The organism is Butyrivibrio sp., assembly GCF_017635265.1.
In the GTDB taxonomy this organism is placed as follows: Bacteria; Bacillota; Clostridia; order Lachnospirales; family Lachnospiraceae; genus Butyrivibrio.
The window spans coordinates 1-23301 of sequence record NZ_JAGBLU010000069.1; the positions used below are offsets into that span (position 1 = coordinate 1).

Genomic DNA, 23301 nt, shown 5'->3' on the forward strand with positions numbered 1-23301 from the left:
CCTCCTTTATGCCGGAGTAGCATATGTGGATGAACTATTGGATGGTACCATTATGAATTAGTAAATTCCACCACAATGTTTGGAATTAGTAACTTCCATGGCTGCCTTAAGAGGGGTGGAAGTTAGTATTACAATTCACTAAAATACTGAATTTTTTATGTATTTTCCCTTTTTTTTACTAAAGTTTATGATATACTATATTCTGACTTAAGTTGCGGGTTTATGCGATTTGAGATTGTGAAAAAATGCACAATAGTCAAATAACATAGTTGCACACATTCACATAAAATTTATTGGAGGTTAAACAAATGAGTAGTTCTTCACAAGCGAGTCAAAGAATAAACGCTTTGCTCGACGAAAACAGTTTCGTTGAAATTGGCGGCCTTGTGACAGCCAGAAACACAGATTTCAATCTGAAACAGGAAGAAACACCATCTGATGGAGTGGTTACAGGATATGGTGTTATCGACGGAAATCTTGTATACGTTTACAGTCAGGATGCGTCTGTACTTGGCGGATCAATTGGCGAGATGCATGCAAAAAAGATTGTTCGCCTGTATGAGCTGGCTATTAAGACAGGTTCACCTGTGATCGGTCTTATTGATTCAGCCGGACTTCGTCTTCAGGAGGCAACAGATGCACTTAATGCATTTGGAGAAATTTATCTTAAGCAGGTGGAGGCTTCCGGAGTTGTTCCACAGATCACAGCTATTTTTGGAACATGTGGCGGAGGACTTGCTTTGATTCCTTCAATCACTGACTTCACATTTATGGAAGCAGATAAGGCTAAGCTTTTTGTTAATTCTCCTAACGTACTTGCAGGAAATTACAAAGAGAAATGCGATACATCAGCTGCTAAATGGCAGGCTACTGAAGTTGGCAATGTAGATGTTGTTTGTGATGAAGCATCTATCTATGCTCAGATCAGAGAGCTTGTTTCAATTCTTCCATCTAACAATGAAGATGGCGATTCCTATCAGGAGTGCTCAGATGATCTTAACAGAGCATGTGAGAATCTTGACGGAGCAGCTGCAGATCCTGTACTTGTTGCAGCGCAGATTTCAGATAACGGACTCTTCTTTGAGACAAAGAGAGATTATGCAAAAGAGATGGTTACAGGATTCATCAGACTTAATGGTGCAACCGTAGGCCTTGTTGGTAACCGTACAGCAATTTTTGATGAAAATGGTAAAGAGGCAGAGAAGTTTGCGGATAAGCTTACAGCTCATGCATGTGAGAAGGCGGCTGAGTTTGTTAACTTCTGCGATGCTTTTGATCTTCCTGTTCTTACACTTACAAACGCAACAGGCTTTGGCTCATCAAAGTGTGATGAGAGACATGTTGCCAAGGCTGCCGGAAAGCTTGTATATGCACTTGCTAACGCTACAGTACCTAAGGTTAATCTTGTTACAGGAAAGGCATTCGGAAGTGCTTACGTTATTATGAATTCAAAGGCAATCGGTGCTGATGTTACTATCAGCTGGCCTGATACACAGATAGGCACAATGGATGCAAATCTTGCAGCCAGGATTATGTGTGATGGCAAGGATGCTGAGACTGTATCAAAGACTGCTCTTGATTATGCACAGCTTCAGAACAATGTTAAGAGTGCTGCAGCAAGAGGATATGTTGATGAAATCATTGAGCCTGCTGATACAAGAAAGTATGTTATAGGCGCATTCGAGATGCTTTTTACAAAAAGGGATGAGCGTCCTGCTAAGAAACACGGCACAGTTTAATGAAGGGAGCACTCAAAATGAAGAGTAAATTTTTAGTTTTGGGAGTTGTTCTTAGCTGCTTTCTTAGTTTGACTGCCTGCGGAGAGACTACTGCTACAAAGACAATAGACAGTAGCAAGTATCCCGCTGAAATGTTTAATGAGTCTTCTATTGCCTCATATATGAATAATTTAGAAGATCAGAATTTTGAAAGTTGGTATGCACAGGGCATTACTCCTGACAATTTTGAAGAAAATCTTTATGTTGCACTTGCCATGAAGTTCAGAACTGAAACCTCAAACGGTATGGAGGTCAGAGTTCTTGATGGTGTTGATGAAGATTTTTACAATGCGGTAAAATCAGGCTATACAAGCTGGTACAAGGCTCTTGATGATATCGGATACACAAGTGATGCTACACTTGCTGATGATCTTTATATCTCTGATGTGAATTATTACATCAATGATGATGAGCAGCTTGTAATTGATGCAACGCTTCAGGGTACAAAACATTCTGCATTGTTCCAGGTTTATATGAACAATGAGACTATGGCTACTGATATGGGCGTTACAGTTAATAAGTCAAACGCTGAGAAGCTTGAGAATGCCGGACTTAATACACTTCTTGGTATGGGAATGGCTTTCGCAGTACTTATTATCATTTCACTTATTATTTCTCTTTTCCCTATGTTTATTGGTGGAAATAAGAAAAAGAAGACTAATGATAAAGAAGCAGCAAAGGAAGCTATGGATAATACAATCAGCCAGATAGCTGAAAAAGAAGATTTAGCTTCTGATGCTGAACTTGTGGCAGTTATTGCAGCTGCTATTGCAGCTTATGAAGGAAGTGCAAGTACAGATGGCTTCCAGGTTAGATCAATCAGAAAAGTAAACAAAAATTGGAAAAGATAAGGAGTATACACAATGAAGAACTATACAATAACCGTTAACGGAAACGTATATGATGTAACAGTAGAAGAAGGCGCAGGTTCAGGAGCAGCTCCTGTAGCAGCTGCAGCTCCTGCAGTTAAGGCTCCTGCAGCTCCGGTTAAGAAGGCAAGTGCCGGTGCAGGTTCAATCAAGGTTGAAGCCGGTGCAGCAGGAAAAGTTCTTAAGATCAATGCAAATGTTGGACAGGCTGTAAAGAAAGGCGATACAGTTGTTACTATTGAGTCAATGAAGATGGAGATTCCTATGGTTGCTCCTTCAGACGGAACAGTAGCAAGCATTGATGTAGCAGCCGGTGATTCAGTTGAGGCCGGAACAGTTCTTGCAACTCTTAACTAATTTTTGTCAGAGAATAATATGTTGTTTTATTAAAACAGAAATGAGGATAAAAAATGGATTACGTCGTTAATACATTATCTAATCTCTGGCAGCAAACTGCATTTACCACAATGACTCCCGGCAACTATATCATGGTTGTTGTGGCGTTGGTGTTTATGTATCTTGCAATAGCTAAGGGATTTGAGCCTTTACTTTTGGTACCGATTTCATTTGGTATGCTTCTTGTTAATATCTATCCGGATATTATGGCAGAGCCTGCAAATGGTGCAGCCGGCGGACTTTTACATTATTTCTATATCCTGGATGAATATGCAATTCTTCCTTCACTGATATTCCTTGGTGTTGGAGCGATGACAGACTTTGGACCACTTATTGCCAACCCTATCAGCTTCCTTATGGGAGCAGGTGCTCAGTTTGGTATTTTCTCTGCTTATTTCATGGCTATTTTCTTTGGCTTTAATGATCAGCAGGCTGCAGCAGTATCTATTATCGGTGGTGCAGATGGCCCTACTTCAATCTTCCTTGCAAGTAAGCTTCATCAGACTTCAATCTTAGGACCTATTGCCGTTGCTGCTTATTCATACATGGCTTTGGTACCTATGATTCAGCCACCTATTATGAAGGCCCTTACTACAGACAAAGAGAGAAAGATCAGAATGTCTCAGCTTCGTGAAGTATCAAAGCTTGAAAAGATCCTTTTCCCTATCATCGTTACTATCGTAGTAAGCATGATTCTTCCAACTACAGCGCCTCTTATCGGTATGCTTATGCTGGGTAACCTCTTTAGAGAGTCAGGAGTTGTTCGTCAGCTTCAGGAAACAGCTTCTAATGCACTTATGTATATCGTAGTTATCCTTCTTGGTACATCAGTAGGTGCTACAACAAGTGCTGAGGCTTTCCTTAACACAACAACTCTTATCATAGTAGTACTTGGACTTATAGCATTTGCTTTTGGTACAGCAGCCGGATGTCTTTTAGGAAAACTTCTTTGCTTTGTTACAAAGGGCAAGATTAATCCTCTCATAGGATCAGCCGGAGTTTCTGCGGTTCCTATGGCTGCACGTGTATCACAGAAGGTTGGTGCAGAATATGATCCTTCCAACTTCCTTCTTATGCATGCTATGGGACCTAATGTAGCCGGTGTTATCGGTACAGCCGTAGTTGCAGGAACATTTATGGCAGTCTTCGGAGTATAAGTGATATAAAGACGAAAGTCATGCACATATCACGATTTTTATGACAATTAGAAAGGATGTATATAGATATGGCAGAATTAGAGAAAAAACCAGTTCGTATCAATGAGACTGTTCTGCGTGATGCTCATCAGTCACTTATTGCAACAAGAATGCCTACAGAGGTTATGTTGCCTATCATTGATACAATGGATAAGGTTGGATATAACGCAGTTGAGTGCTGGGGCGGTGCTACATTTGACGCCTGCATGAGATTCCTTAAAGAGGATCCATGGGAGAGACTTCGTAAGCTTCGTAATGGCTTTAAGAATACAAAGCTTCAGATGCTCCTTAGAGGACAGAACATTCTTGGATATAAGCATTATCCGGATGATGTTGTAGAGTATTTCGTTCAGAAGTCTATAGCGAACGGTATTGATATCATCAGAATCTTTGACTGTCTTAATGACCTTAGAAACCTTGAGGCTTCAGTTAAGGCTTGTAAGAAAGAGGGCGGACATGCTCAGATTGCCCTTGCTTATACACTTGGTGATGCCTATACAGAAGAGTATTGGATGAGCATTGCCAAAGATATTGAGTCAATGGGAGCAGATTCAATCTGCATTAAGGATATGGCCGGACTTCTTCTTCCTTATGAGGCTGAGAAGCTCGTTAAGGCACTTAAGAGTGCTACAAGCCTTCCTATAGACCTCCATACACACTATACTTCAGGTGTTGCCAGCATGACATACATGAAGGCTGCTGAAGCAGGTGTTGACATTATTGACTGTGCTATTTCTCCATTTGCTCTTGGAACATCACAGCCTGCTACAGAAGTTATGGTAGAAGCATTCAAGGGACAGCCTTTTGAGACCGGTCTTGATCAGAAGCTTCTTGCCAAGATTGCAGATCACTTCAGACCTTACAGAGAAGAATGCCTTGCAAGTGGACTTATGGATCCTAAGGTTCTTGGTGTTAACATCAAGACACTTATGTATCAGGTTCCAGGTGGAATGCTTTCAAACATGGTTTCACAGCTTAAAGAACAGAATGCCAGCGACAAATATGACACAGTGCTTGAGGAAATCCCACGTGTTCGTAAAGATTTTGGTGAGCCGCCTCTTGTTACTCCATCATCACAGATCGTTGGAACTCAGGCTGTAATGAATGTTCTTATGGGCGAAAGATATAAGGTTGCTACAGACCAGACCAAGGATCTTCTTGCAGGTGAATATGGTAAGACAATTAAGCCGTTTAATCCTGAAGTACAGAAGAAGATCATTGGTGACAGAGAAGTTATTACATGCAGACCTGCAGATAAGCTTGAACCGGGACTTCAGAAGTTCGAAAAAGAGGTTGCACAGTGGAAACAGCAGGATGAGGATACTCTTTCTTATGCATTGTTCCCGCAGGTTGCTACAGATTTCTTCAAATATCGTCTTGCTCAGCAGGAAAAAGTTGATGTTACGGCTGCTGATACCAAGAATGGAGCTTATCCGGTATAAATAAATTAAAAAAGATGAAATTTTGTTATGAAAAATACAAAATTTCATCTTTTTTAATTCTTTTGCATGATTCATTTTATTCTGCTTATGTTAAAATATAACTATGAATGAGTACAGACGTCACAGACAAATAAGAAAAGTAGTTGAAATAGGAGAGCGTCAGGTAAGAGAACTTAGGAAGTCAGATCTGGGAAGACAGATGCTGGCTTTAGACGAGTGCAATGGATTCAGAATAAGACCCGGTTTTTATAACATGAACGGCGCGACAATGCTGGCTGATGGTGTGAACTTTACCGTATACTCCAAAGGCGCAACTTCAATTACTTTGCTTTTATACAAAAGAGGTGAATCATCTCCTTTTGCACAACTTCCGTTTCCAAAGAGCTATCGTATTGGAAATGTTTATTCAATGATAGTTTTTGGGTTGGACATAGAGAATCTGGAGTATTGTTATAGCGTAGATGGACCGTGGAATCCAGAGAAAGGTCTTTTGTTTAATAAAAACCATATTCTTCTGGATCCATATGCCAAGGCTGTTACCGGGCAAAGAATATGGGGACAGAGTCCCAATAAGGACGGTTCATACAGAGCAAGGATTGTAAGAGATAATTTTGAGTGGAACGATACAAACAGTTTATGTACTCCTATGAGCGACACGGTTATCTATGAGATGCATGTTCGCGGGTTTACGATGGATCCTTCTTCAGGAGTAAAGTGCAGAGGAACATTTGAGGGCATTAAGGAAAAAGCTGAGTACCTTAGAAAACTTGGTATTACAGCTGTTGAGCTTATGCCTATATTTGAGTTTGATGAAACCAGAGATAAACGTGTAGTAAACGGAAAGACTCTTCTTGATTATTGGGGATATAATACCATAAGCTTTTTTGCCCCAAATACCAGTTATGCTTCGGAAAGAGAATATAACAAAGAAGGCGTTGAGCTTAAACATATGATTAAAGAGCTTAAGGATAACGGAATAGAAGTTATCCTTGATGTTGTATTTAATCATACTGCAGAGGGCAATGAAAATGGTCCATTTATCTCTTTTAAAGGTTTTGACAATAATATCTATTATCTTTTAACACCCTATGGACAGTACTACAATTTTAGCGGCTGTGGCAATACCATGAACTGTAACCATCCTATGGTTCAGGAGCTTATTGTTGAATGCCTTCGTTACTGGGCCATAGAATACAGGGTTGACGGCTTTAGATTTGATCTTGCAAGTATCCTTGGGAGAGATCAGGATGGTTCTCCTATGGAGAGACCACCTTTGATCCAAAGACTCGCATATGACCCGATTTTGGGCAATGTTAAGCTGATAGCTGAGGCCTGGGATGCCGGAGGAATGTATCAGGTTGGTAATTTCCCTGCATGGAAGAGATGGGCTGAATGGAACGGAAGATATAGGGATGATATAAGGTCATTCCTCAAGGGGGATATATGGGCTGCTCCCGATGCAATAAAGAGAATTACGGGATCAATGGATATGTACGGCGGATCATATTTGGGATATGATTCTTCTGTCAACTTTATAACCTGTCACGACGGGTTTACTCTTTATGACCTGTATTCATATAACGGTAAACATAACGAAGATAATGGGTGGAATAACACTGACGGTGCCAATGATAACAGAAGCTGGAACTGTGGTGCAGAAGGTGAGACAGACGACCAGGGGATAATGGACCTTAGATTCAGGATGATGCGAAATGCCATAACGGTTCTTATGTGCAGTCGTGGTACACCTATGATCTATGCAGGAGACGAGTTTGGTAATACACAGTTTGGCAATAATAATGCATATTGTCAGGACAATGAAATATCATGGCTCAACTGGGATCTGTTAAAGAAAAATAAGGAATACTTTGATTTTTACAGAAATATGATCCAGTTTAGGAGAAAGCATCCTGCTATCAGAAAGGATCTATCACCTTCCCATTCAGGCTATCCCTATATAAGTGTTCATACCGAGAACCCTGACAATGGCAATATTACAAAGGATTCCAAGGTTATCTGTATAAGATACGCCGGTTTTTCAAGTAAAAAAAATCACGATGATATCGTTTATGTGGCGATAAATGCCTATTGGGAAGATATTCAGATAATGCTTCCAAATCCTCCGGAAGGAGCGTATTGGTCACTTTGTGTAGATACAGGAGATGAAAGTGGCAAGCATTTTTATAACAGACCGAAACCTCTTACCTGGAGAAATAAGACTTTAAAAGCCAGAAGTGTAAGTGTATTTATTGTTTCTTTTGGAGCGGAGTATGGCAGCTAATGAAGGAAATAAGCATAATTATATAGTTGGCGGCTTTGAATTTCTGACAGAAGAAGATGCTGAAAAGGCCGCCATGGATTTATCTAAAATAAAAGTTTTAGAGACTAAAGTTAATACAAGCAAGCCGGATTATATGCTTGCGGTATATCAAAAGGCTATTGAAAGTAAGATTTTTAAAACCCCTTTGGGCTGGAGATATTTAACAGATCTTAGGGAAAAGCTTCTTTCAAGTGGAGTTGGAGAGCAGAATTTAATCCCCATTCCGCTTGAAATTCCTATGAACAAGCCCTCATCGCTTAATAAGCCATCTTCAAAACAAAATAAGAGTGAAGATAAGCCCAAAAAGGAATTTCGAAGTATTTTTTCAATTACACTTAACGTAATCCTTATAATTGTGGTAATCTTAATGTTTGTAATAGCTTCTACCAGTGAAAGTGATAATATTATTAATTACAAAAGAAATATCACAAACCGTTATTCTGCATGGGACGAAGAACTAAAGGAACGTGAGAAAGCGGTACGAGAAGCAGAAAAAAGGCTTGGCATTACTGATACTAAAGGGTATGATGAGGGTGATGGAAGCGACTGATTTAGGAGGACTAGTTAGATGGACGATCTTAAAATACTTGTAGTTGATGATGAGAGTAGAATGCGTAAGCTTGTCAAAGACTTTTTAATAAAAGACGGATATATAGTTTTAGAGGCAGGAGACGGACAACAGGCTTTGGACATGTTCTATGAGGATAAGGATATTGCACTTATTATTCTTGATGTAATGATGCCTAAGCGCGATGGATGGGAGGTTTGCAGAGAAATCAGAACCAATTCCAAGGTTCCGATCATAATGCTTACAGCTAAATCTGAGGAAAGGGATGAACTTTTAGGATTTGAACTTGGAGTTGATGAATATATATCAAAACCTTTCAGCCCCAAAATCCTTGCTGCAAGAGTCTCTGCAATCCTTAGACGTACTAATCAGGCTGCTAATAATCAGGTTATGGAGCTTGGAGGAATTACAGTTAATAAGGTGGCACATAGTGTATTTGTGGATGGCAAAGAAATTGAGCTCAGCTATAAGGAATTTGAACTGTTGTCATTCTTTTTCGAAAACAAGGGAGTAGCTCTTTCGAGAGAAAAGATTCTTAATAATGTTTGGAATTATGATTATTTTGGAGATGCCCGTACAATTGACACCCATGTAAAAAAACTTCGTGGGAAGCTCGGATCTAAAGGCGATATGATAAAGACTATATGGGGAATGGGGTATAAATTTGAGGAAAACTGATGAGTCTATAAGCCGGGCGAAGACGCATTCCATTAGATTCGAAATCAGTTCCGCATTTATATTTACACTCATAATGGCTTTTGGATTTTGCCTTGTGATCAATCTTTTTTTTATGGAGCAGTTTTATGTTCAGAATAAAAGAGAAGCAATCATTCAGGCTTACAGGAGCATTGCACAGGCTATTAGTGACGGAGATATCACATCTGAAGAGTTTGATGTGGAGATCACTCATATTTGTGAGAGATACAATATTGAGATGATTGTTCTTGATGCTGATTCGCTTACGATTAAATCCTCTGCCAATAATGCAGAGCAGTTAACCAAGATTCTATGGGATAACATACTTGATTCGGATAATGTGTTAGAAGATAAAGAGATAATCGATATAGGAGAAGGATATACGCTGCAGATTGAGAAAGATCGTGCAACAGGACGAAAATATCTGGAAATGTGGGGCGTAGTAGGAGCGGGAAATCTTATTCTGGTTCGCTCAACAATGGAAAGTATCAAGGATAGCGTATCAATTTCCAATACTTTTATGGCTTATGTAGGAGTAATTGCTATTGTAGTTGGTTCAATCGTAATCCTTTATATTTCCAAAAAGGTTACAGATCCTATCAAACGCCTTTATCTTATTTCCGATAAGATGAAAAATCTCAACTTTGAGGCAAAGTATGAGAATACCGAGAACTATAACAACGAAATTGATATTCTCGGTCAAAATATGAATGAACTTTCTGAGACTCTTGAACAGACAATCAAAGAGCTTAAGAATGCCAATATTGCTTTGAAGCAGGATATTGCTCAAAAGGAAGAAGTTGATGAGATGCGTAAAGAGTTCCTTTCCAATGTATCGCATGAACTTAAAACGCCTATTGCGCTTATTCAGGGATATGCAGAGGGACTTAAAGAGGGCATAAATGATGACCCCGAAAGCAGGAGTTTTTATTGTGAAGTAATCATGGATGAAGCATCCAAGATGAATATAATGGTAAAAAAACTTCTTACACTTAATCAACTGGAATTTGGCAATGAAAAAGCCAATATGGATAGATTCGATATAGTTGAGCTGGTAAGAAACTATCTTAAATCTGCCGAACTTTTGGCAAACCAGAAGGAAGTTACCGTAAAGTTTGATGCAGAGGATCCTTTGTTTGTATGGGGCGATGAATTTAAGATTGAGGAAGTGCTTCAGAACTATTACAGTAATGCCCTTAATCATATCGATGGAGAGAAAATCATCGAGATTAAGATAGTTAAGCTTGATAATCATGCCAGAGTTTCAGTATTTAATACCGGAAAGCCTATACCCAAAGAAAGCATAGGACATATATGGGAGAAATTTTACAAAGTAGATAAGGCAAGGACCAGAGAGTATGGGGGAAGCGGTGTAGGTCTTTCTATTGTAAAAGCCATTATGGAGGGCATGAATCAGGCATACGGTGTTATTAACTATGACAATGGCGTAGAGTTTTACTTTGAACTGGATACTGAATAAAAACGGTTTATGAGGGTGCTATTATGAAGGGTAAAAGAAATGTATTACTTTCGGTTGTTATGATTGCTGCTTTACTTCTCTCAGGATGTGGAGAGACATTTCCTGATCTTACGGAAGATGAGTACAAACAGACTGTTGAGTTTGCTGTGGGTCTTTTGATGAAGTATTCAAATAACGACAAAGAAAAGCTGGTCTATGTTAATGCTAAAGAAGTTCAGAAAGAACGGGATAAAGAGGCCAGAAAGGCAGCACAGGAGGAAAAACAGGAAAGTACTGATACAACTAAAAAGCAGTCTGTGCCGGCAAAGGTTGAGGTTAGTTCTGAAGCTTCTTATGAACAAAGCGCTTCACATGAGCAGCCGGAGATTCCTGAAAATCCTTCTGCTTTTATGTCGGATGATGGAACGACCGCAAGCAGTGAAGCTTCGACATTAGAAGATGCCGGGGGAGCTGAAAGTACTGAAAGCAATAACACCAATGCAATTGTTTTATCCTCTGAAGAGACTCAGGAGATAGAAAGTGATATTTTCCTTTCATATCAGGGCTATTCTATTTCCAGCACTTATCCCGAAAGTTCAAAAAGCTATGTCGTAAATGCCGATAAAGGAAAAAAACTTCTTGTTCTCAGATTTGATCTGTATAACGCATCAGGCTCTACTCAAAAGATTAATATGATAAATCAAAATCTGCTATTTCAGATTTTACTTAATGGAGAGAATATTGGATATTCTTCCGTAACTTTCTTACCCAATGACCTGTCATCATTTATTGGTGAAATCGAGTCTAAAGCCCATGAAAGTCTGGTTGTTTTAACTCAGATTAGTGAAGAGGATGCTTCACAGGTTTCGTCTATTGGAATGATAGTAAGCATGGATGGCAATGAGCAGGAAGTAATACTTAAGTAAGCAGGAATTGCTTGTCAGATTACTTGTTGTTGATATATACTATCCAAGGAATTATAAAGCTTTTTTATTGTATTTAACGTGTTATACGTGGAATGGAGGATATATAAATGAGAGGTTCTAAACCAACAGTTCTTTTGATCCTTGATGGATACGGACTTAATGATAATCCGGAGGGAAATGCTATTGCAATGGCTAAGACTCCTGTAATGGATGGTCTTATGAAAGATTATCCTTTTGTAAAGGGATATGCTTCAGGCCTTGCTGTAGGTCTTCCTGACGGACAGATGGGTAACTCAGAGGTTGGACATATGAATATGGGTGCCGGTCGTATTGTTTATCAGGAACTTACCAGAATTACAAAGTCAATAGAAGATGGCGATTTCTTCACCAACGAGGGTCTTATGGCAGCGATTAATAACTGCAAAGAGAAGAATTCTGCACTTCATATGTACGGACTTGTTTCTGATGGCGGCGTACACAGCCATATTACACATATTTACGGACTTTTAGAGCTTGCCAAGAAAAACGGACTTGATAAGGTGTATGTTCACTGCTTCCTTGATGGAAGAGATACTCCGCCTGAAAGCGGAATTGATTTCGTTGCTCAGCTTGAAAACAAGATGAAAGAACTTGGTGTAGGTCAGATTGCTTCTATTTCAGGTCGTTATTATGCAATGGACAGAGATAATAACTATGATCGTGTAGAAGTTGCTTATAATGCTATTACAAAGGGTGAGGGCAATAAAGCAAACAGCGCTCATGAGTGCATGGAGCAGTCTTATAAGGACGGCAAGACTGATGAGTTTGTTATCCCTACAGTTATTATGAAAAACGGTGCTCCTGTTGCAACTGTAAAGGATGGAGATTCTATTATTTTCTATAACTTCCGTCCTGACAGAGCAAGAGAAATTACACATTGTTTCTGTGATGATGACTTTGATAAGTTTAACAGAGGAAAACGTCTTGATGTTACCTATGTTTGCTTTACAGACTATGATCCTCTTATTCCCAACAAAGAAGTTGCATTTAAGAAGGTGCTCTTAAACAACACATTTGGTGAGTGGCTTGCTGCAAAGGGAATGAAGCAGGCTCGTATCGCTGAAACTGAGAAGTATGCTCATGTTACATTCTTCTTTAACGGCGGCGTAGAGCAGCCAAACGAGGGTGAGGACAGAGTACTTGTTAACAGCCCTAAAGATGTTCCTACATATGACCTTAAACCTCAGATGAGTGCTCCGGAAGTTTGCGATAAAATTCTTGATGCTATTAATTCTCAGAAATATGACGTTATAATTGCAAACTTTGCAAATCCTGATATGGTTGGACATACAGGTGTTATTCCTGCAGCTGTACAGGCTATTGAGACAGTTGATGAATGTGTTGGTAAGATTGTTGATGCTGTAAAGGCAACAAATGGAACAATGTTCATCTGCGCTGACCACGGTAATGCGGATATGATGATTGATTATGAGACAGGAGAGCCTTGGACAGCTCATACAACAAATCCTGTTCCGTTTATCCTTGTGAACTATGATGAGGCATACACACTCAGAGAAAACGGTTGCCTTGCAGATATTATTCCTACACTTATCGAGTGCATGGGAGAACAGCAGCCTGAGGAAATGACCGGAAAGTCTCTTCTTATCAAGAAATAAGACTGTATTGTTTGACGATATTGCATAAATATGATAAAGTTATACGTGCTTGTGACTTTAGCATTATAAGCGATTACTATTTTTATAGAGGTACTGGGAGGAAAGTTTTTCGTGAGTGCTTTAGATTATGTTTTTGGTGTAATATTTATTATTGTATGTGCCGCATTGGTAGTTCTTGTACTTGCACAGGAAGGTAAGAATCAGGGGCTTGGAGCAATTCAGGGAACAGTAGAGAATACATATTGGAGTAAGAACAAGGGACGTTCAAGAGAAGGCATTCTTAAGAAAGTTACAGTTGTTTTATCACTTTTATTTGTCGTATTTAGCATTATTCTCAACATGAATTTGTTCTGATTATTATGTTTCTATCTAAGGCACTCTAGAAATAGAGTGCCTTTTTTTGAGCAGAGCACTTAGCGAGGTAATATCGAGCTTAGTGCGAGCCATGGGTGAACACTTGACGAGGCTAATTCGAGTCTAGTTAGAATCCCAGAGCAGAGCACTTAGCAGAGAGGCTTTTATTTTATGAGCAGGCAAAAAAAGATAAAAAGAGTTGAAGAAAGCATATTTGGCGCTTCAAAAAAGAAAAACAAAAATTATATAGTGGGTCAGTTTGTGGCCAATCCCAGGGGCTTTGGATTTGTTGAAGTTGAAGGAATGGATGAAGACATATTCATTCCCGAAGAGTATGTCCACGGGGCTTTTCATGCTGATACTGTGGAGGTGGAGATATTGCCGGAAACCACAGGAAAAAGGAAGGAAGGCCGCATAAGGAATATACTCATTCGTGGTATGGAAGAACTTGTAGGTACATATCAGGGTGAAAAAAACTTTGGTTTTGTTATTCCGGATAATTCAAAGGTATTACAGGATATTTTTATACCAATTGAGCATCATGGCAGTGCTGTGACCGGAGACAAAGTAGTAGTTACCATAACCGATTATGGCAATCAGGCTCTTCACAAGAAACCTGAAGGCAAGGTAAAAGAAGTAATAGGAAATATCAACGATCCCGGAGTGGATATCCTTTCAATAGTAAAAAATTATGATATACCGTCGGAATTTCCTGAAAAAGTCATAAATCAGGCTAACAGGTGTCCTGACCATATCAGCGAGGCTGATATGTACGGAAGAGAAGATTTAAGGGATACCTTGATGGTCACTATTGATGGTGAGGATGCCAAGGACCTTGATGATGCGGTAAGTCTTTTTATTGACGATAAGGGGTTGTATCATTTAGGCGTACATATAGCAGATGTTACCAACTATGTTCAGGAGAGTTCTGCTCTTGACAGAGAAGCTTTAAAACGTGGGACAAGTGTTTATCTTGTTGACAGAGTAATACCAATGCTTCCGCATAGACTTTCAAACGGAATCTGCTCTTTGAATCACGGAGAAGACAGACTTGCACTAAGCTGTCTTATGACTATAGATAAGGGTGGCAATGTGGTGGATCACGATATTGTAGAGTCTGTTATAAATGTAAACGAGCGCATGTCTTATACAAGCGTTGCCAAGATACTTGAAGACAAAGACGAGAAGGAAATAGACAGGTACAGAGAACTTGTTCCAATGTTTGAGGATATGGCTGAGCTTTCAGGAATTCTTAGAAAGAAGAGAGAAGTCAGAGGAGCAATAGATTTTGATTTTGCTGAAACAAAGATAATACTTGATGAAGAAGGCAATCCTGTAGATATAGTTCCGCATGAAAGAAATACAGCTACAAAGCTGATAGAGGATTTTATGCTGGCTGCCAATCAGACAGTTGCCGAACATTTTTTCTTTTTACAAAGTCCTTTTGTTTATCGAATCCATGAGCAGCCTGATCCGGAAAAGATAAGTTCTCTGGCTGCATTTGTAAATAATCTGGGATACCACATAAGAACCAGACGTGATGAAGGAATAAGACCTAAAGAACTGCAAAAGCTTCTTAAAGGCATCGAGGGAACAAAAGAAGAGGCGGTCATCAGCAGAATGACTTTGCGTAGCATGATGCAGGCAAAGTACAGCACCGAGTGTACGGGGCATTTTGGACTTGCATTTGATTACTATTGCCATTTTACCTCTCCTATCAGAAGATATCCGGATTTGCAGATCCACAGGATAATCAAAGATCACATAAGAGGCAGAATGACTGCGGCAAAAGCTTCTCACTATGAAGAAATTCTTGATGAAGTAGCAAAGCATTCATCCGAGACCGAAAGAAGAGCAGAGGAAGCTGAAAGAGAAACAGATAAGCTTAAAAAAGCCCAGTATATGGAAAATCATATCGGTGAACGTTTTGAGGGGATTATTTCCGGTGTGACGGCATGGGGATTATTTGTAGAGCTTGACAATTCCTGTGAGGGAATGGTAAGGGCAGCTTCCATGAGCGATGATTTCTATATTTATGATGAAGGAAACATGCGACTTGTAGGAGAGAGGACTCATAAAGAGTATACTCTTGGTCAGAAAGTGCTTATCAAAGTAACAGGTGCCGACAGACTCACTAAGGCTATAGATTTTAAGCTTGTTTTATCTGAAGATGAAGAAGACGAGTTTGACTATGATGGATACGAAGAGGTTCCAAAGGCAAGAAAAATAGCAAATGACAGAGCAAACAAGGTCAGAAAGCTTTCAGAGAAAGCAAAAGAGGAACAGGAGTATACAGAAGCTTTTGAAGATCGGATGCCGGGCGGAAGACTCGTTGAATATAACGGGGAAATGATTGACCTTAGTGAATATGAGCCCGATTCCGTGACGGGTCAGTTCAGGAAAAAACATAAATCAGGTAAAGATAAAACTTCCGCTAAGAAAAAGAACTCATTAAATAAGGGTGAAAGCAAGTCTTTAAGGAAGGTTTATAAGGTTCATAAATATAAGAAGTCTGCTACAAGCAAGGCGGCACGAAGTGCCCAGGGAAAGGGAAGAAAAAAGAATGGCAGAAGAAAATAAGGCAAGAAAGCTTGTTGCAAACAACAAGAAAGCATATCACGACTACTTCATTGAAGAAAAGTACGAGGCAGGAATAGAACTGTTTGGAACTGAAGTAAAGTCAATAAGGCAGGGAAAATGCAGTATTAAAGAGGCCTGGATCAGTATTGACAAGGGAGAAGCTTTCATAATGGGCATGAATATCAGTCCATACGAGAAGGGAAATATTTTTAACAAGGATCCTCTTCGGGTTAAGAGGCTTCTTTTACACAAGGCTGAGATCAGGAAACTTGATCAACAGAAAATGGTCCAGGGTTATACGCTGGTTCCTCTTGAAGTCTATTTTAAAAACGGGAAAGTAAAAGTAGAACTGGGCCTTGCAAAGGGTAAAAAACTTTACGACAAGCGCGCTGATATGGCCAAAAAGGATCAGCAGCGAGAAGCTGAAAAAGAGTTCAAAGTGAAATTTAAGTAAAACAATGGCCGCAAGTATATTGATTTTATCTGTGCTTACCGATATAATGGGTAAGCACAACTAAATAAGGGTTAGTAAAGGTTTCGACAGGGATTTTGAAGCTGGAGAAGCTATCCGCAGGATGGTGCGTCAAACCTCAAATTAAAATTAAACGCTAACGATAATTTAGCAATCGCTGCCTAAGTGCAGCCCGTCAGCCTAAGTGCACCTACACATTTAGTAACTGGCGTCAAAATTTGTAGGAAACGACATAGCTGAGGCTTCGCAGTTATGGACGTATTATGAAGCTACCGATTAATTACAGTTGCCTATTACCGTGGTTGAAAGGGAACGGGAATGCAGAATTCCGAAATAACAGGCTATGATAGTAGAAGGACAGGGGATGAATTTTTGGACAGGGGTTCGACTCCCCTCTAATCCATTTTTAGAGAACTACCATTGATTTATGGTAGTTCTTTTTATATAGTATAAAATATGATTTAGCAAGTTAAAGGGGAAAATTATGAGTGTCAGCAAAAAAAGAATAGTAGTTAAAGTTGGAACATCAACAATTACAAACAGTGAAGGAAATGTGGATATAAGGTCTTTGGATCATTTGTGCAGAGCGCTGTCCGGGGTTGAAAATTTAGGATATGACCTGGTGCTTGTCTCATCGGGAGCCATTGCAGTCGGAGCCGGAAAAATGCGACTTCCGCAAAAACCAAAGGAAATAAGAATGAAGCAGGCAGCTGCGGCGGTTGGACAGACTGAGCTCATGCATCTGTATGACAAATTTTTTGGTGAATACGGAAGAATGGTGGGGCAGATTCTTCTTGATAATGAGGATATAGCAGATCCAATAAGAAGCAAGAACCTAAAGAATACTTTTGATGCCCTTTTAGAGAATCACATTATTCCTATCGTCAATGAAAATGACTCTGTCAGCCATGCAGAGATTGAGTCGGAGAAAAAGCTCTTTTCCGATAATGATATGTTGTCTGCTTTTGTTGCAGCATTTTGTAACGCAAGTAAGCTCATCATTTTTTCTGATATAGACGGTCTCTATGATGGAAATCCGAGTACTAATCCTGATGCCAGGCTTATAAGTCGTGTTGAAGAAATCACAGATGAATTAAAAGGAATTGCCTCCGGCTCAGGGTCAAATCGCGGAACAGGCGGGATGATAACAAAGCTTGATGCAGCTGAATATGCTACAAACCATGGGATTGATGTGATCATAACGAATGGAAAAAATCCCGAAAAGCTCTATGATGTTATTGAGAAAAAAATTGTCGGAACATTGTTTGTGGCTAAGTGATTTGCCGTATTTATGCGCTTTTTTAATTTCCATGATTTGACATCACAAGGTTTTGATGTTATTTTTGTCAATGCAAACGGTGTGGTCAGGATGGATTCTCCGGTGCCACTTAATAGGGAATGAAGTGAGATTCTTCAGCAGTGCCGCTACTGTGATGGGCATAGTGCCCAAGCCAGATACCTGCCTTTGCATTAATCACAAAATTTCTTCGTGAACAAAGAAAGTGAGGACAAAATTATGAAAAAGAAAATCTTATCTTTAGTCATGGCCGTAGCCATGATGTCTACTTTGGCTGTGGGCTGCGGAAACAGCGCATCTACACAACAATCTTCAGAAACAGTTACAGAAGAATCTTCCGTTTCTGTAAGTGAAGCATCAAATAATCAGGCTGAATCTAATGAAACAGAAGAAGCTTTGGCAAAACCGACTACTGACAGAAGTGGTAATGAGGTAACAATCCCGGATGAAGTAAATTCAATAGTTTCAATGGCTCCTTCAACAACACAGATACTTATAGACCTCGGTCTTGCAGACAAAATAGTGGCTTGTGATACGTACTCATATGCAAGCTATTCTGATTCCTTAAAGTCTGATATTGCACAGTTTGACATGATGACTCCTGATCAGGAGCAGATTATTGCCCTTGGTGCAGATGTGGTATTTACAACCGGTATGAGCGCAAGCCATGGCGAAGATGTATTTGCGTCTGTAAAAGAGGCAGGGGTATGTGTTCTTGATATACCAAGCAGTGCAAGTCTTAACGATATAAAAGAGGATATAAAGTTTATTGGTGCCGCTACAGCTACAAGTGATATAGCTGATAAGCTAGTTGCTGATATGGAAAGTTCGATTGAAGAAATTTCAAAAATAGCAGCTACAATTCCCGAAGAGGAAAAAAAGACGGTTCTTTTTGAGCTCTTTACACCATCAGCTGATTCACCGACGATTTATACATGCGGATCCAATACTTATATCAATGAGATGATCAGCCTTATAGGTGCTGTAAATGTTGCAGGACAGGAAGAGTCTCAGTGGCCTGCTCTTACAGAAGAAGCAGCAGTTGCAATGGATCCACAGGTTATATTAACTGCTGATATGTATACTGATGATGTTATAAATGTACTACTTTCAATGAGCGGCTGGGAAAATGTTTCTGCTATCAAAGAGGCTCGTGTTTACCAGATTGATAACGATACGGTAAACAGACCAAACCATCACGTAGTAAGTGCCATGATTGAAATGGCTAAATATATTTATCCCGACTACTATGAGACAGTTGTTGATCCGTTTGAAAGTGAAGTAAATGAGGAGAAGCCCGCTGCATAACAATGAAAAAAGAGCTTAAGATAATTATTTCCATAATAATTTCAATAATTGTACTGATTCTTAGTGTGGGGGTGGGAAGTGTGTATATTCCTGCTACTGATATTGTTTCAGTTATTCTAAATAAGCTCTTTAATGTTTCTTTACCTCAGAGTATTGAGGATTCATATATCTCAATACTCTGGGATATAAGAATGCCAAGAGCCTTTACGGCATTCTTTGTCGGAGCTGCCCTTTCCGTAAGCGGAGTAGTGATCCAGTCTATCTTACAAAATCCGTTGGCATCCTCATACACTTTAGGTGTATCTTCAGGCGCATCACTGGGAGCAGCCATTGTTATTACATCCGGAATAACGAGTATGGTTTTGGGATTTTTTTTATTGCCACTGGCCGGATTTGCAGCAGGACTTCTTACAGTATTTCTCGTGATAGCTGTTTCTGAAAAACTTGATCAGAATATGGGCAATCATACTATTATTCTATTTGGAATGGTTTTTTCCTTATTTGTAAATGCTATTTTAACGATTATAAGTGCTATGAACAGTGAACATATGCAAAGACTGATTTTATGGCAGATGGGGTCTTTCTCGGGAAGAAGATGGATCCATGTGCTTATTTTGAGTATATGTGCAGTGCTTGGAACACTTGTTATTATTTTCTTTGTCAGGGAACTTGATATCATGACCTTTGGAGACGAAGGAGCAATGAGTATCGGTGTTGAGACTAAAAAGACAAAGATCATACTGCTTGTTTTGGCAACTTTTTTGACTGGAGCAGCTGTGTGCTTTTCAGGAATAATCGGATTTGTTGATCTTACAATTCCGCATATTACAAGGCGTCTGTTCGGGTCAAAACATAAATATGTGATTCCTATGTCATTTGTTTTAGGGGGCGCATTTATGTCTTTTGCCGATATGATTTCCAGAACCATAATGGCTCCCAGAGAGATTCCCGTAGGAGCAATAACTGCCCTTGTCGGCGCACCGTTTTTTGCATATGTATATTTCAGAGGTAAGAGGGCATAAATGCTGATTGAATGTAAAAATCTAATCTGTGGCTATGATAAAAATCCTTTGGATAACCCTGTAATCAAAGATATTTCTTTTTCTGTCAGGGAAGGAGAAAGCGTTGCTATTCTGGGAGCCAATGGATGTGGTAAGACTACGCTTATAAGAGCTATATGCGGAATGCTTCCATATGCAGGAAACGTTCATGTAGATGGCAGGGAAGTCAGAACCATGAAAAGAAAAGACATAGCAGGAAAGCTTTCTGTACTTATGCAGTTTTCTAATGTCTATTTTTCATATACCGTTGAAGAAACAGTAATGCTTGGCAGATACCTGTATTCAAAAAATATATTTGGCCTTCCGGGTATTAAAGACAGGGAAATTGTAAATAGATGCCTTAATCAATACGGACTTGATCATGAAAGAGACAGACAGATCAGTCAACTTTCAGGAGGGCAGCTTCAGAGAGTATTTCTTGCAAGAACAATGGCACAGGATACAGATATTATAGTTTTGGATGAACCGACAAATCATTTGGATATTAAGTATCAGTCAGAGTTTTTGACGTACCTGTCCGATTGGAAAAATGAGGATAAAAAGCATACTTTGATTGGAGTTTTTCATGATATTAATATTGCAATCGAAGCTGCTGATAAGCTTATTCTTTTAAAAGACGGGGAAATTCTGGCAGATGGAAGTAAGGCTGAAATAATAAGTAGTGAATTTCTCAGGAAGACGTTTGATATTGATGTAAAAGAGTACATGAAAAAACAATACTCTCACTGGATATAAAGGTTTGGCAATGAAGGATAATAATGATTACCATCACGGTGGAGAACTTAATAGAAGAGATATTATAGACTTAAGCGTTAATATAAACAATTTTTGCAAAGTGCCTAAGTTATCTGATGAAGAAATTATGAGGGCAACTGCATTTTATCCTGACAGGGAAAGTAAGGAGCTTACAAAATGTATTTCAAAAAGAAGTGGAGTGTGCGCCGGTAATATAATCGTAGGAAATGGTGCATCTGAAATCATTACACTTTCTGCTTTTTGCCTTGGAATATCAGCTGCTCTTATTGTTGAGCCGACCTTCTCAGGTTATGAGAGGGCTTTAAATGCGGCGGGAGTCAATATCAGCTATTGTTATCTTTTTGAAAAAGATGATTTTATTTTTGGGAATAGTCAGATTGAGGCTATAGAGAAGTTTTTAAGAGAATATGGACATGACAGTGGATGCGCGGTTTATATCTGTAATCCTAACAATCCAACCGGAGCTTGCATTGCAAAAAGTGTGTTAAAGCGTGTCCTTGATATATGTCGTGAAGCAAAAGCAAAGCTTGTTATTGACGAATCTTTTGTTGATTTTACAAGTGATATAAAAAAAGTAAGCATGGCTTCATTTGTAGAAGATTACCCGAATCTTTTTATCATAAGGTCTTTTACCAAGATATATTCAATCCCCGGAATAAGGCTGGGATACGGAATGTGTTCTGACAAGGATATAGTTGGGAAAATCAGGCTGATGCAACCGGAGTGGAGCGTATCGGGGGTTGCGCAGGTTGTTGGAAAAAAGCTTTTAAGTAATGATGCATATCTTCAGGATACAATCTCTTTTATTCAAAGGGAAAAGACTTATCTTACAGATGGTTTATCTGATATGGGGATTAAGGTGTATCCTTCTGATACGAATTATATTTTGACGAGAATAAAAACAAAGTCTGACTTTCATAAGCTATTATTGGATAATGGCTTGTACTTACGAAACTGTGACAATTTTTTGGGATTATCAGGTGAATACTTTAGGATAGCTATAGGCAGTCATTCGGATAATGAGAAATTATTGGAGATATTTGAAAAGCTGCTTTGAGGTGATAGAGCTTTGGATAGAGAAAAAGAGCTGTTTGACATAATTAATGCAATAGAAGAGACGGATAAAACAAAATCTGATGAGGCTGAAAAATATATTGATAGTTTGATAAAGCCTCCGAGGAGTCTTGGAAAGCTTGAAAAAATTGCAATTTCACTGGCGGGAATTACAAAAAAAATCAAGAATAACATTGATAAAAAGAGAATTGTAGTTCTTTGTGCGGACAATGGCGTTGTTTCGGAAGGGGTATCATCTGCACCTGTATCGGTAACTTTAAGTCAGGCAGTAAACATGACCAGGAAAATTACCGGTATGAGCTCAATGGCAGAGCATTTTGGCATAGAGACAGAAATTGTAGATGTGGGGATTTCTTCGGACTATAATTGCCCGGAGATTCTTGACAGAAGAATAAGAGAAGGAACAGGAAATATTGCTGTTACAAGAGCTCTTGAAAGAGAAGAAGTGATAAGGGCTATTCTGACAGGTGTAGAGTGTGCAGACAGGGCAAAGTCTGATGGAGTGGATATTTTGGGTGTCGGAGAGATGGGAATTGGAAATACCACCACAAGTGCCGCGGTTTTAGCTGCTATTTCGGGATTGGCAGCTTTTGACGTTGTCGGAAGAGGCGGAGGCCTTACTGATGAAGCTTTTGAAAAAAAGAAAAATGTTGTCGATAAGGCTCTTTTTCGATTTAAAAATGAATGCAATAGTACAAAAGATATAATAGAAATTCTCGGACATCTTGGAGGTCTGGATATTGCCGCAATGTGCGGAGTCTTTTTAGGTGCTGCCAAAAACAGGATACCTGTTGTGATTGACGGATATATATCTATTGTTGCAGCTCTTTGCGCAACAAAATTAAATGAAAGGGTAAGTGCATACCTTTTCCCTTCTCACAAGTCTAAAGAAAACGGATACAAAGTAGCTTCCAAACTAATGAAGATGGAACCCTGGCTTGATCTTGATATGGGCCTTGGTGAGGGGAGCGGCTGCGTTTTGGCTTTTCAGGTAATTGAGGCTGCATGTGCTTTTACCAATAACATGGCGACCTTTAAAGATGGCGGTATTTGTGATGATTATCTAAAAGATATAAGAAAACAGGAGAGATAAA

Annotated in this window: 19 protein-coding genes, 1 other RNA gene, 1 pseudogene and 1 riboswitch; all 21 genes and pseudogenes read left to right on the plus strand. The window is 39.3% G+C overall.

Annotated features, from left to right (window positions below; genetic code table 11):
* Positions 1 to 308: 308 nt before the first annotated feature.
* The 21 genes and pseudogenes from J6O61_RS08160 (at position 309) to cobT (ending at position 23300) form a co-directional block, all read left to right on the plus strand.
* Positions 309 to 1739 carry an acyl-CoA carboxylase subunit beta gene (locus J6O61_RS08160; protein WP_292211780.1) on the plus strand — a complete coding sequence of 477 codons (1431 nt, stop codon included), beginning with the start codon at positions 309 to 311 and terminating at the stop codon, positions 1737 to 1739.
* A gap of 17 nt (positions 1740 to 1756) precedes the next feature.
* The gene (locus J6O61_RS08165; protein ID WP_292211783.1) at positions 1757 to 2629 is read left to right on the plus strand and encodes an OadG family transporter subunit; all 873 of its coding nucleotides are present in this window, start codon (positions 1757 to 1759) and stop codon (positions 2627 to 2629) included.
* A gap of 12 nt (positions 2630 to 2641) precedes the next feature.
* Positions 2642 to 3004 carry a biotin/lipoyl-containing protein gene (locus J6O61_RS08170; RefSeq protein WP_292211786.1) on the plus strand — a complete coding sequence of 121 codons (363 nt, stop codon included), beginning with the start codon at positions 2642 to 2644 and terminating at the stop codon, positions 3002 to 3004.
* 53 nt (positions 3005 to 3057) lie between these two features.
* Entirely contained in the window at positions 3058 to 4200 is a 1143-nt protein-coding gene (locus tag J6O61_RS08175) for a sodium ion-translocating decarboxylase subunit beta (protein WP_292211789.1), read from the plus strand.
* A 68-nt stretch (positions 4201 to 4268) separates the two neighbouring features.
* A complete protein-coding gene (locus J6O61_RS08180; protein WP_292211791.1) occupies positions 4269 to 5681 on the plus strand; it encodes an oxaloacetate decarboxylase subunit alpha in 1413 nt (470 codons plus the stop codon).
* Positions 5682 to 5784: 103 nt separating this feature from the next.
* On the plus strand, positions 5785 to 7962 hold the full coding sequence (glgX, locus tag J6O61_RS08185) for a glycogen debranching protein GlgX (RefSeq protein WP_330613749.1): 2178 nt from the start codon (positions 5785 to 5787) through the stop codon (positions 7960 to 7962).
* Positions 7952 to 8551 (plus strand): hypothetical protein, encoded by a 600-nt coding sequence (locus J6O61_RS08190; RefSeq protein ID WP_292211793.1) that lies wholly within the window; start codon positions 7952 to 7954, stop codon positions 8549 to 8551. The genes glgX and J6O61_RS08190 overlap by 11 nt, the downstream gene beginning before the upstream one ends.
* A gap of 18 nt (positions 8552 to 8569) precedes the next feature.
* Entirely contained in the window at positions 8570 to 9247 is a 678-nt protein-coding gene (locus J6O61_RS08195) for a response regulator transcription factor (RefSeq protein WP_292211795.1), read from the plus strand.
* 73 nt (positions 9248 to 9320) lie between these two features.
* The gene (locus J6O61_RS08200; RefSeq protein ID WP_292211797.1) at positions 9321 to 10745 is read left to right on the plus strand and encodes a sensor histidine kinase; all 1425 of its coding nucleotides are present in this window, start codon (positions 9321 to 9323) and stop codon (positions 10743 to 10745) included.
* A gap of 23 nt (positions 10746 to 10768) precedes the next feature.
* Positions 10769 to 11650, plus strand: coding sequence for a hypothetical protein (locus J6O61_RS08205; protein WP_292211800.1), 882 nt, complete (start codon positions 10769 to 10771; stop codon positions 11648 to 11650).
* A 107-nt stretch (positions 11651 to 11757) separates the two neighbouring features.
* On the plus strand, positions 11758 to 13305 hold the full coding sequence (gene gpmI / locus J6O61_RS08210) for a 2,3-bisphosphoglycerate-independent phosphoglycerate mutase (protein ID WP_292211803.1): 1548 nt from the start codon (positions 11758 to 11760) through the stop codon (positions 13303 to 13305).
* A 111-nt stretch (positions 13306 to 13416) separates the two neighbouring features.
* Complete coding sequence (secG, locus tag J6O61_RS08215) at positions 13417 to 13659, plus strand: preprotein translocase subunit SecG (RefSeq protein WP_292211805.1); 243 nt, start codon at positions 13417 to 13419, stop codon at positions 13657 to 13659.
* Between the two features lie 153 nt (positions 13660 to 13812).
* Positions 13813 to 15837: pseudogene (rnr, locus tag J6O61_RS08220) on the plus strand (ribonuclease R); the annotation flags it as partial.
* Between the two features lie 385 nt (positions 15838 to 16222).
* A complete protein-coding gene (smpB, locus tag J6O61_RS08225) occupies positions 16223 to 16693 on the plus strand; it encodes an SsrA-binding protein SmpB (protein WP_292211807.1) in 471 nt (156 codons plus the stop codon).
* Positions 16694 to 16761: 68 nt separating this feature from the next.
* Positions 16762 to 17117: a transfer-messenger RNA gene (ssrA, locus tag J6O61_RS08230) on the plus strand.
* A 78-nt stretch (positions 17118 to 17195) separates the two neighbouring features.
* Positions 17196 to 17990 (plus strand): glutamate 5-kinase, encoded by a 795-nt coding sequence (gene proB / locus J6O61_RS08235; RefSeq protein WP_292211811.1) that lies wholly within the window; start codon positions 17196 to 17198, stop codon positions 17988 to 17990.
* A gap of 59 nt (positions 17991 to 18049) precedes the next feature.
* Positions 18050 to 18192: riboswitch (cobalamin riboswitch) on the plus strand.
* Positions 18193 to 18227: 35 nt separating this feature from the next.
* Entirely contained in the window at positions 18228 to 19316 is a 1089-nt protein-coding gene (locus J6O61_RS08240) for an ABC transporter substrate-binding protein (RefSeq protein WP_292211813.1), read from the plus strand.
* Positions 19317 to 19318: 2 nt separating this feature from the next.
* A complete protein-coding gene (locus J6O61_RS08245) occupies positions 19319 to 20338 on the plus strand; it encodes a FecCD family ABC transporter permease (protein ID WP_330613751.1) in 1020 nt (339 codons plus the stop codon).
* The gene (locus J6O61_RS08250; RefSeq protein ID WP_292211815.1) at positions 20339 to 21112 is read left to right on the plus strand and encodes an ABC transporter ATP-binding protein; all 774 of its coding nucleotides are present in this window, start codon (positions 20339 to 20341) and stop codon (positions 21110 to 21112) included.
* Between the two features lie 10 nt (positions 21113 to 21122).
* Positions 21123 to 22190, plus strand: a complete 1068-nt coding sequence (locus tag J6O61_RS08255; RefSeq protein WP_292211817.1) for a pyridoxal phosphate-dependent aminotransferase — start codon at positions 21123 to 21125, stop codon at positions 22188 to 22190.
* Positions 22191 to 22202: 12 nt separating this feature from the next.
* Positions 22203 to 23300, plus strand: a complete 1098-nt coding sequence (cobT, locus tag J6O61_RS08260) for a nicotinate-nucleotide--dimethylbenzimidazole phosphoribosyltransferase (protein WP_292211818.1) — start codon at positions 22203 to 22205, stop codon at positions 23298 to 23300.
* Position 23301: the final 1 nt, after the last annotated feature.

Excerpts from the sequence above, each read along its gene's own strand:
- J6O61_RS08160 (WP_292211780.1), top strand. The coding sequence starts at position 309 with ATGAGTAGTTCTTCACAAGCGAGTCAAAGAATAAACGCTTTGCTCGAC.
- J6O61_RS08165 (WP_292211783.1), top strand. The coding sequence starts at position 1,757 with ATGAAGAGTAAATTTTTAGTTTTGGGAGTTGTTCTTAGCTGCTTTCTT.
- J6O61_RS08170 (WP_292211786.1), top strand. The coding sequence starts at position 2,642 with ATGAAGAACTATACAATAACCGTTAACGGAAACGTATATGATGTAACA.
- J6O61_RS08175 (WP_292211789.1), top strand. The coding sequence starts at position 3,058 with ATGGATTACGTCGTTAATACATTATCTAATCTCTGGCAGCAAACTGCA.
- J6O61_RS08180 (WP_292211791.1), top strand. The coding sequence starts at position 4,269 with ATGGCAGAATTAGAGAAAAAACCAGTTCGTATCAATGAGACTGTTCTG.
- glgX (WP_330613749.1), top strand. The coding sequence starts at position 5,785 with ATGAATGAGTACAGACGTCACAGACAAATAAGAAAAGTAGTTGAAATA.
- J6O61_RS08190 (WP_292211793.1), top strand. The coding sequence starts at position 7,952 with ATGGCAGCTAATGAAGGAAATAAGCATAATTATATAGTTGGCGGCTTT.
- J6O61_RS08195 (WP_292211795.1), top strand. The coding sequence starts at position 8,570 with ATGGACGATCTTAAAATACTTGTAGTTGATGATGAGAGTAGAATGCGT.
- J6O61_RS08200 (WP_292211797.1), top strand. The coding sequence starts at position 9,321 with ATGGCTTTTGGATTTTGCCTTGTGATCAATCTTTTTTTTATGGAGCAG.
- J6O61_RS08205 (WP_292211800.1), top strand. The coding sequence starts at position 10,769 with ATGAAGGGTAAAAGAAATGTATTACTTTCGGTTGTTATGATTGCTGCT.
- gpmI (WP_292211803.1), top strand. The coding sequence starts at position 11,758 with ATGAGAGGTTCTAAACCAACAGTTCTTTTGATCCTTGATGGATACGGA.
- smpB (WP_292211807.1), top strand. The coding sequence starts at position 16,223 with ATGGCAGAAGAAAATAAGGCAAGAAAGCTTGTTGCAAACAACAAGAAA.
- proB (WP_292211811.1), top strand. The coding sequence starts at position 17,196 with ATGAGTGTCAGCAAAAAAAGAATAGTAGTTAAAGTTGGAACATCAACA.
- J6O61_RS08240 (WP_292211813.1), top strand. The coding sequence starts at position 18,228 with ATGAAAAAGAAAATCTTATCTTTAGTCATGGCCGTAGCCATGATGTCT.
- J6O61_RS08245 (WP_330613751.1), top strand. The coding sequence starts at position 19,319 with ATGAAAAAAGAGCTTAAGATAATTATTTCCATAATAATTTCAATAATT.
- J6O61_RS08250 (WP_292211815.1), top strand. The coding sequence starts at position 20,339 with ATGCTGATTGAATGTAAAAATCTAATCTGTGGCTATGATAAAAATCCT.
- J6O61_RS08255 (WP_292211817.1), top strand. The coding sequence starts at position 21,123 with ATGAAGGATAATAATGATTACCATCACGGTGGAGAACTTAATAGAAGA.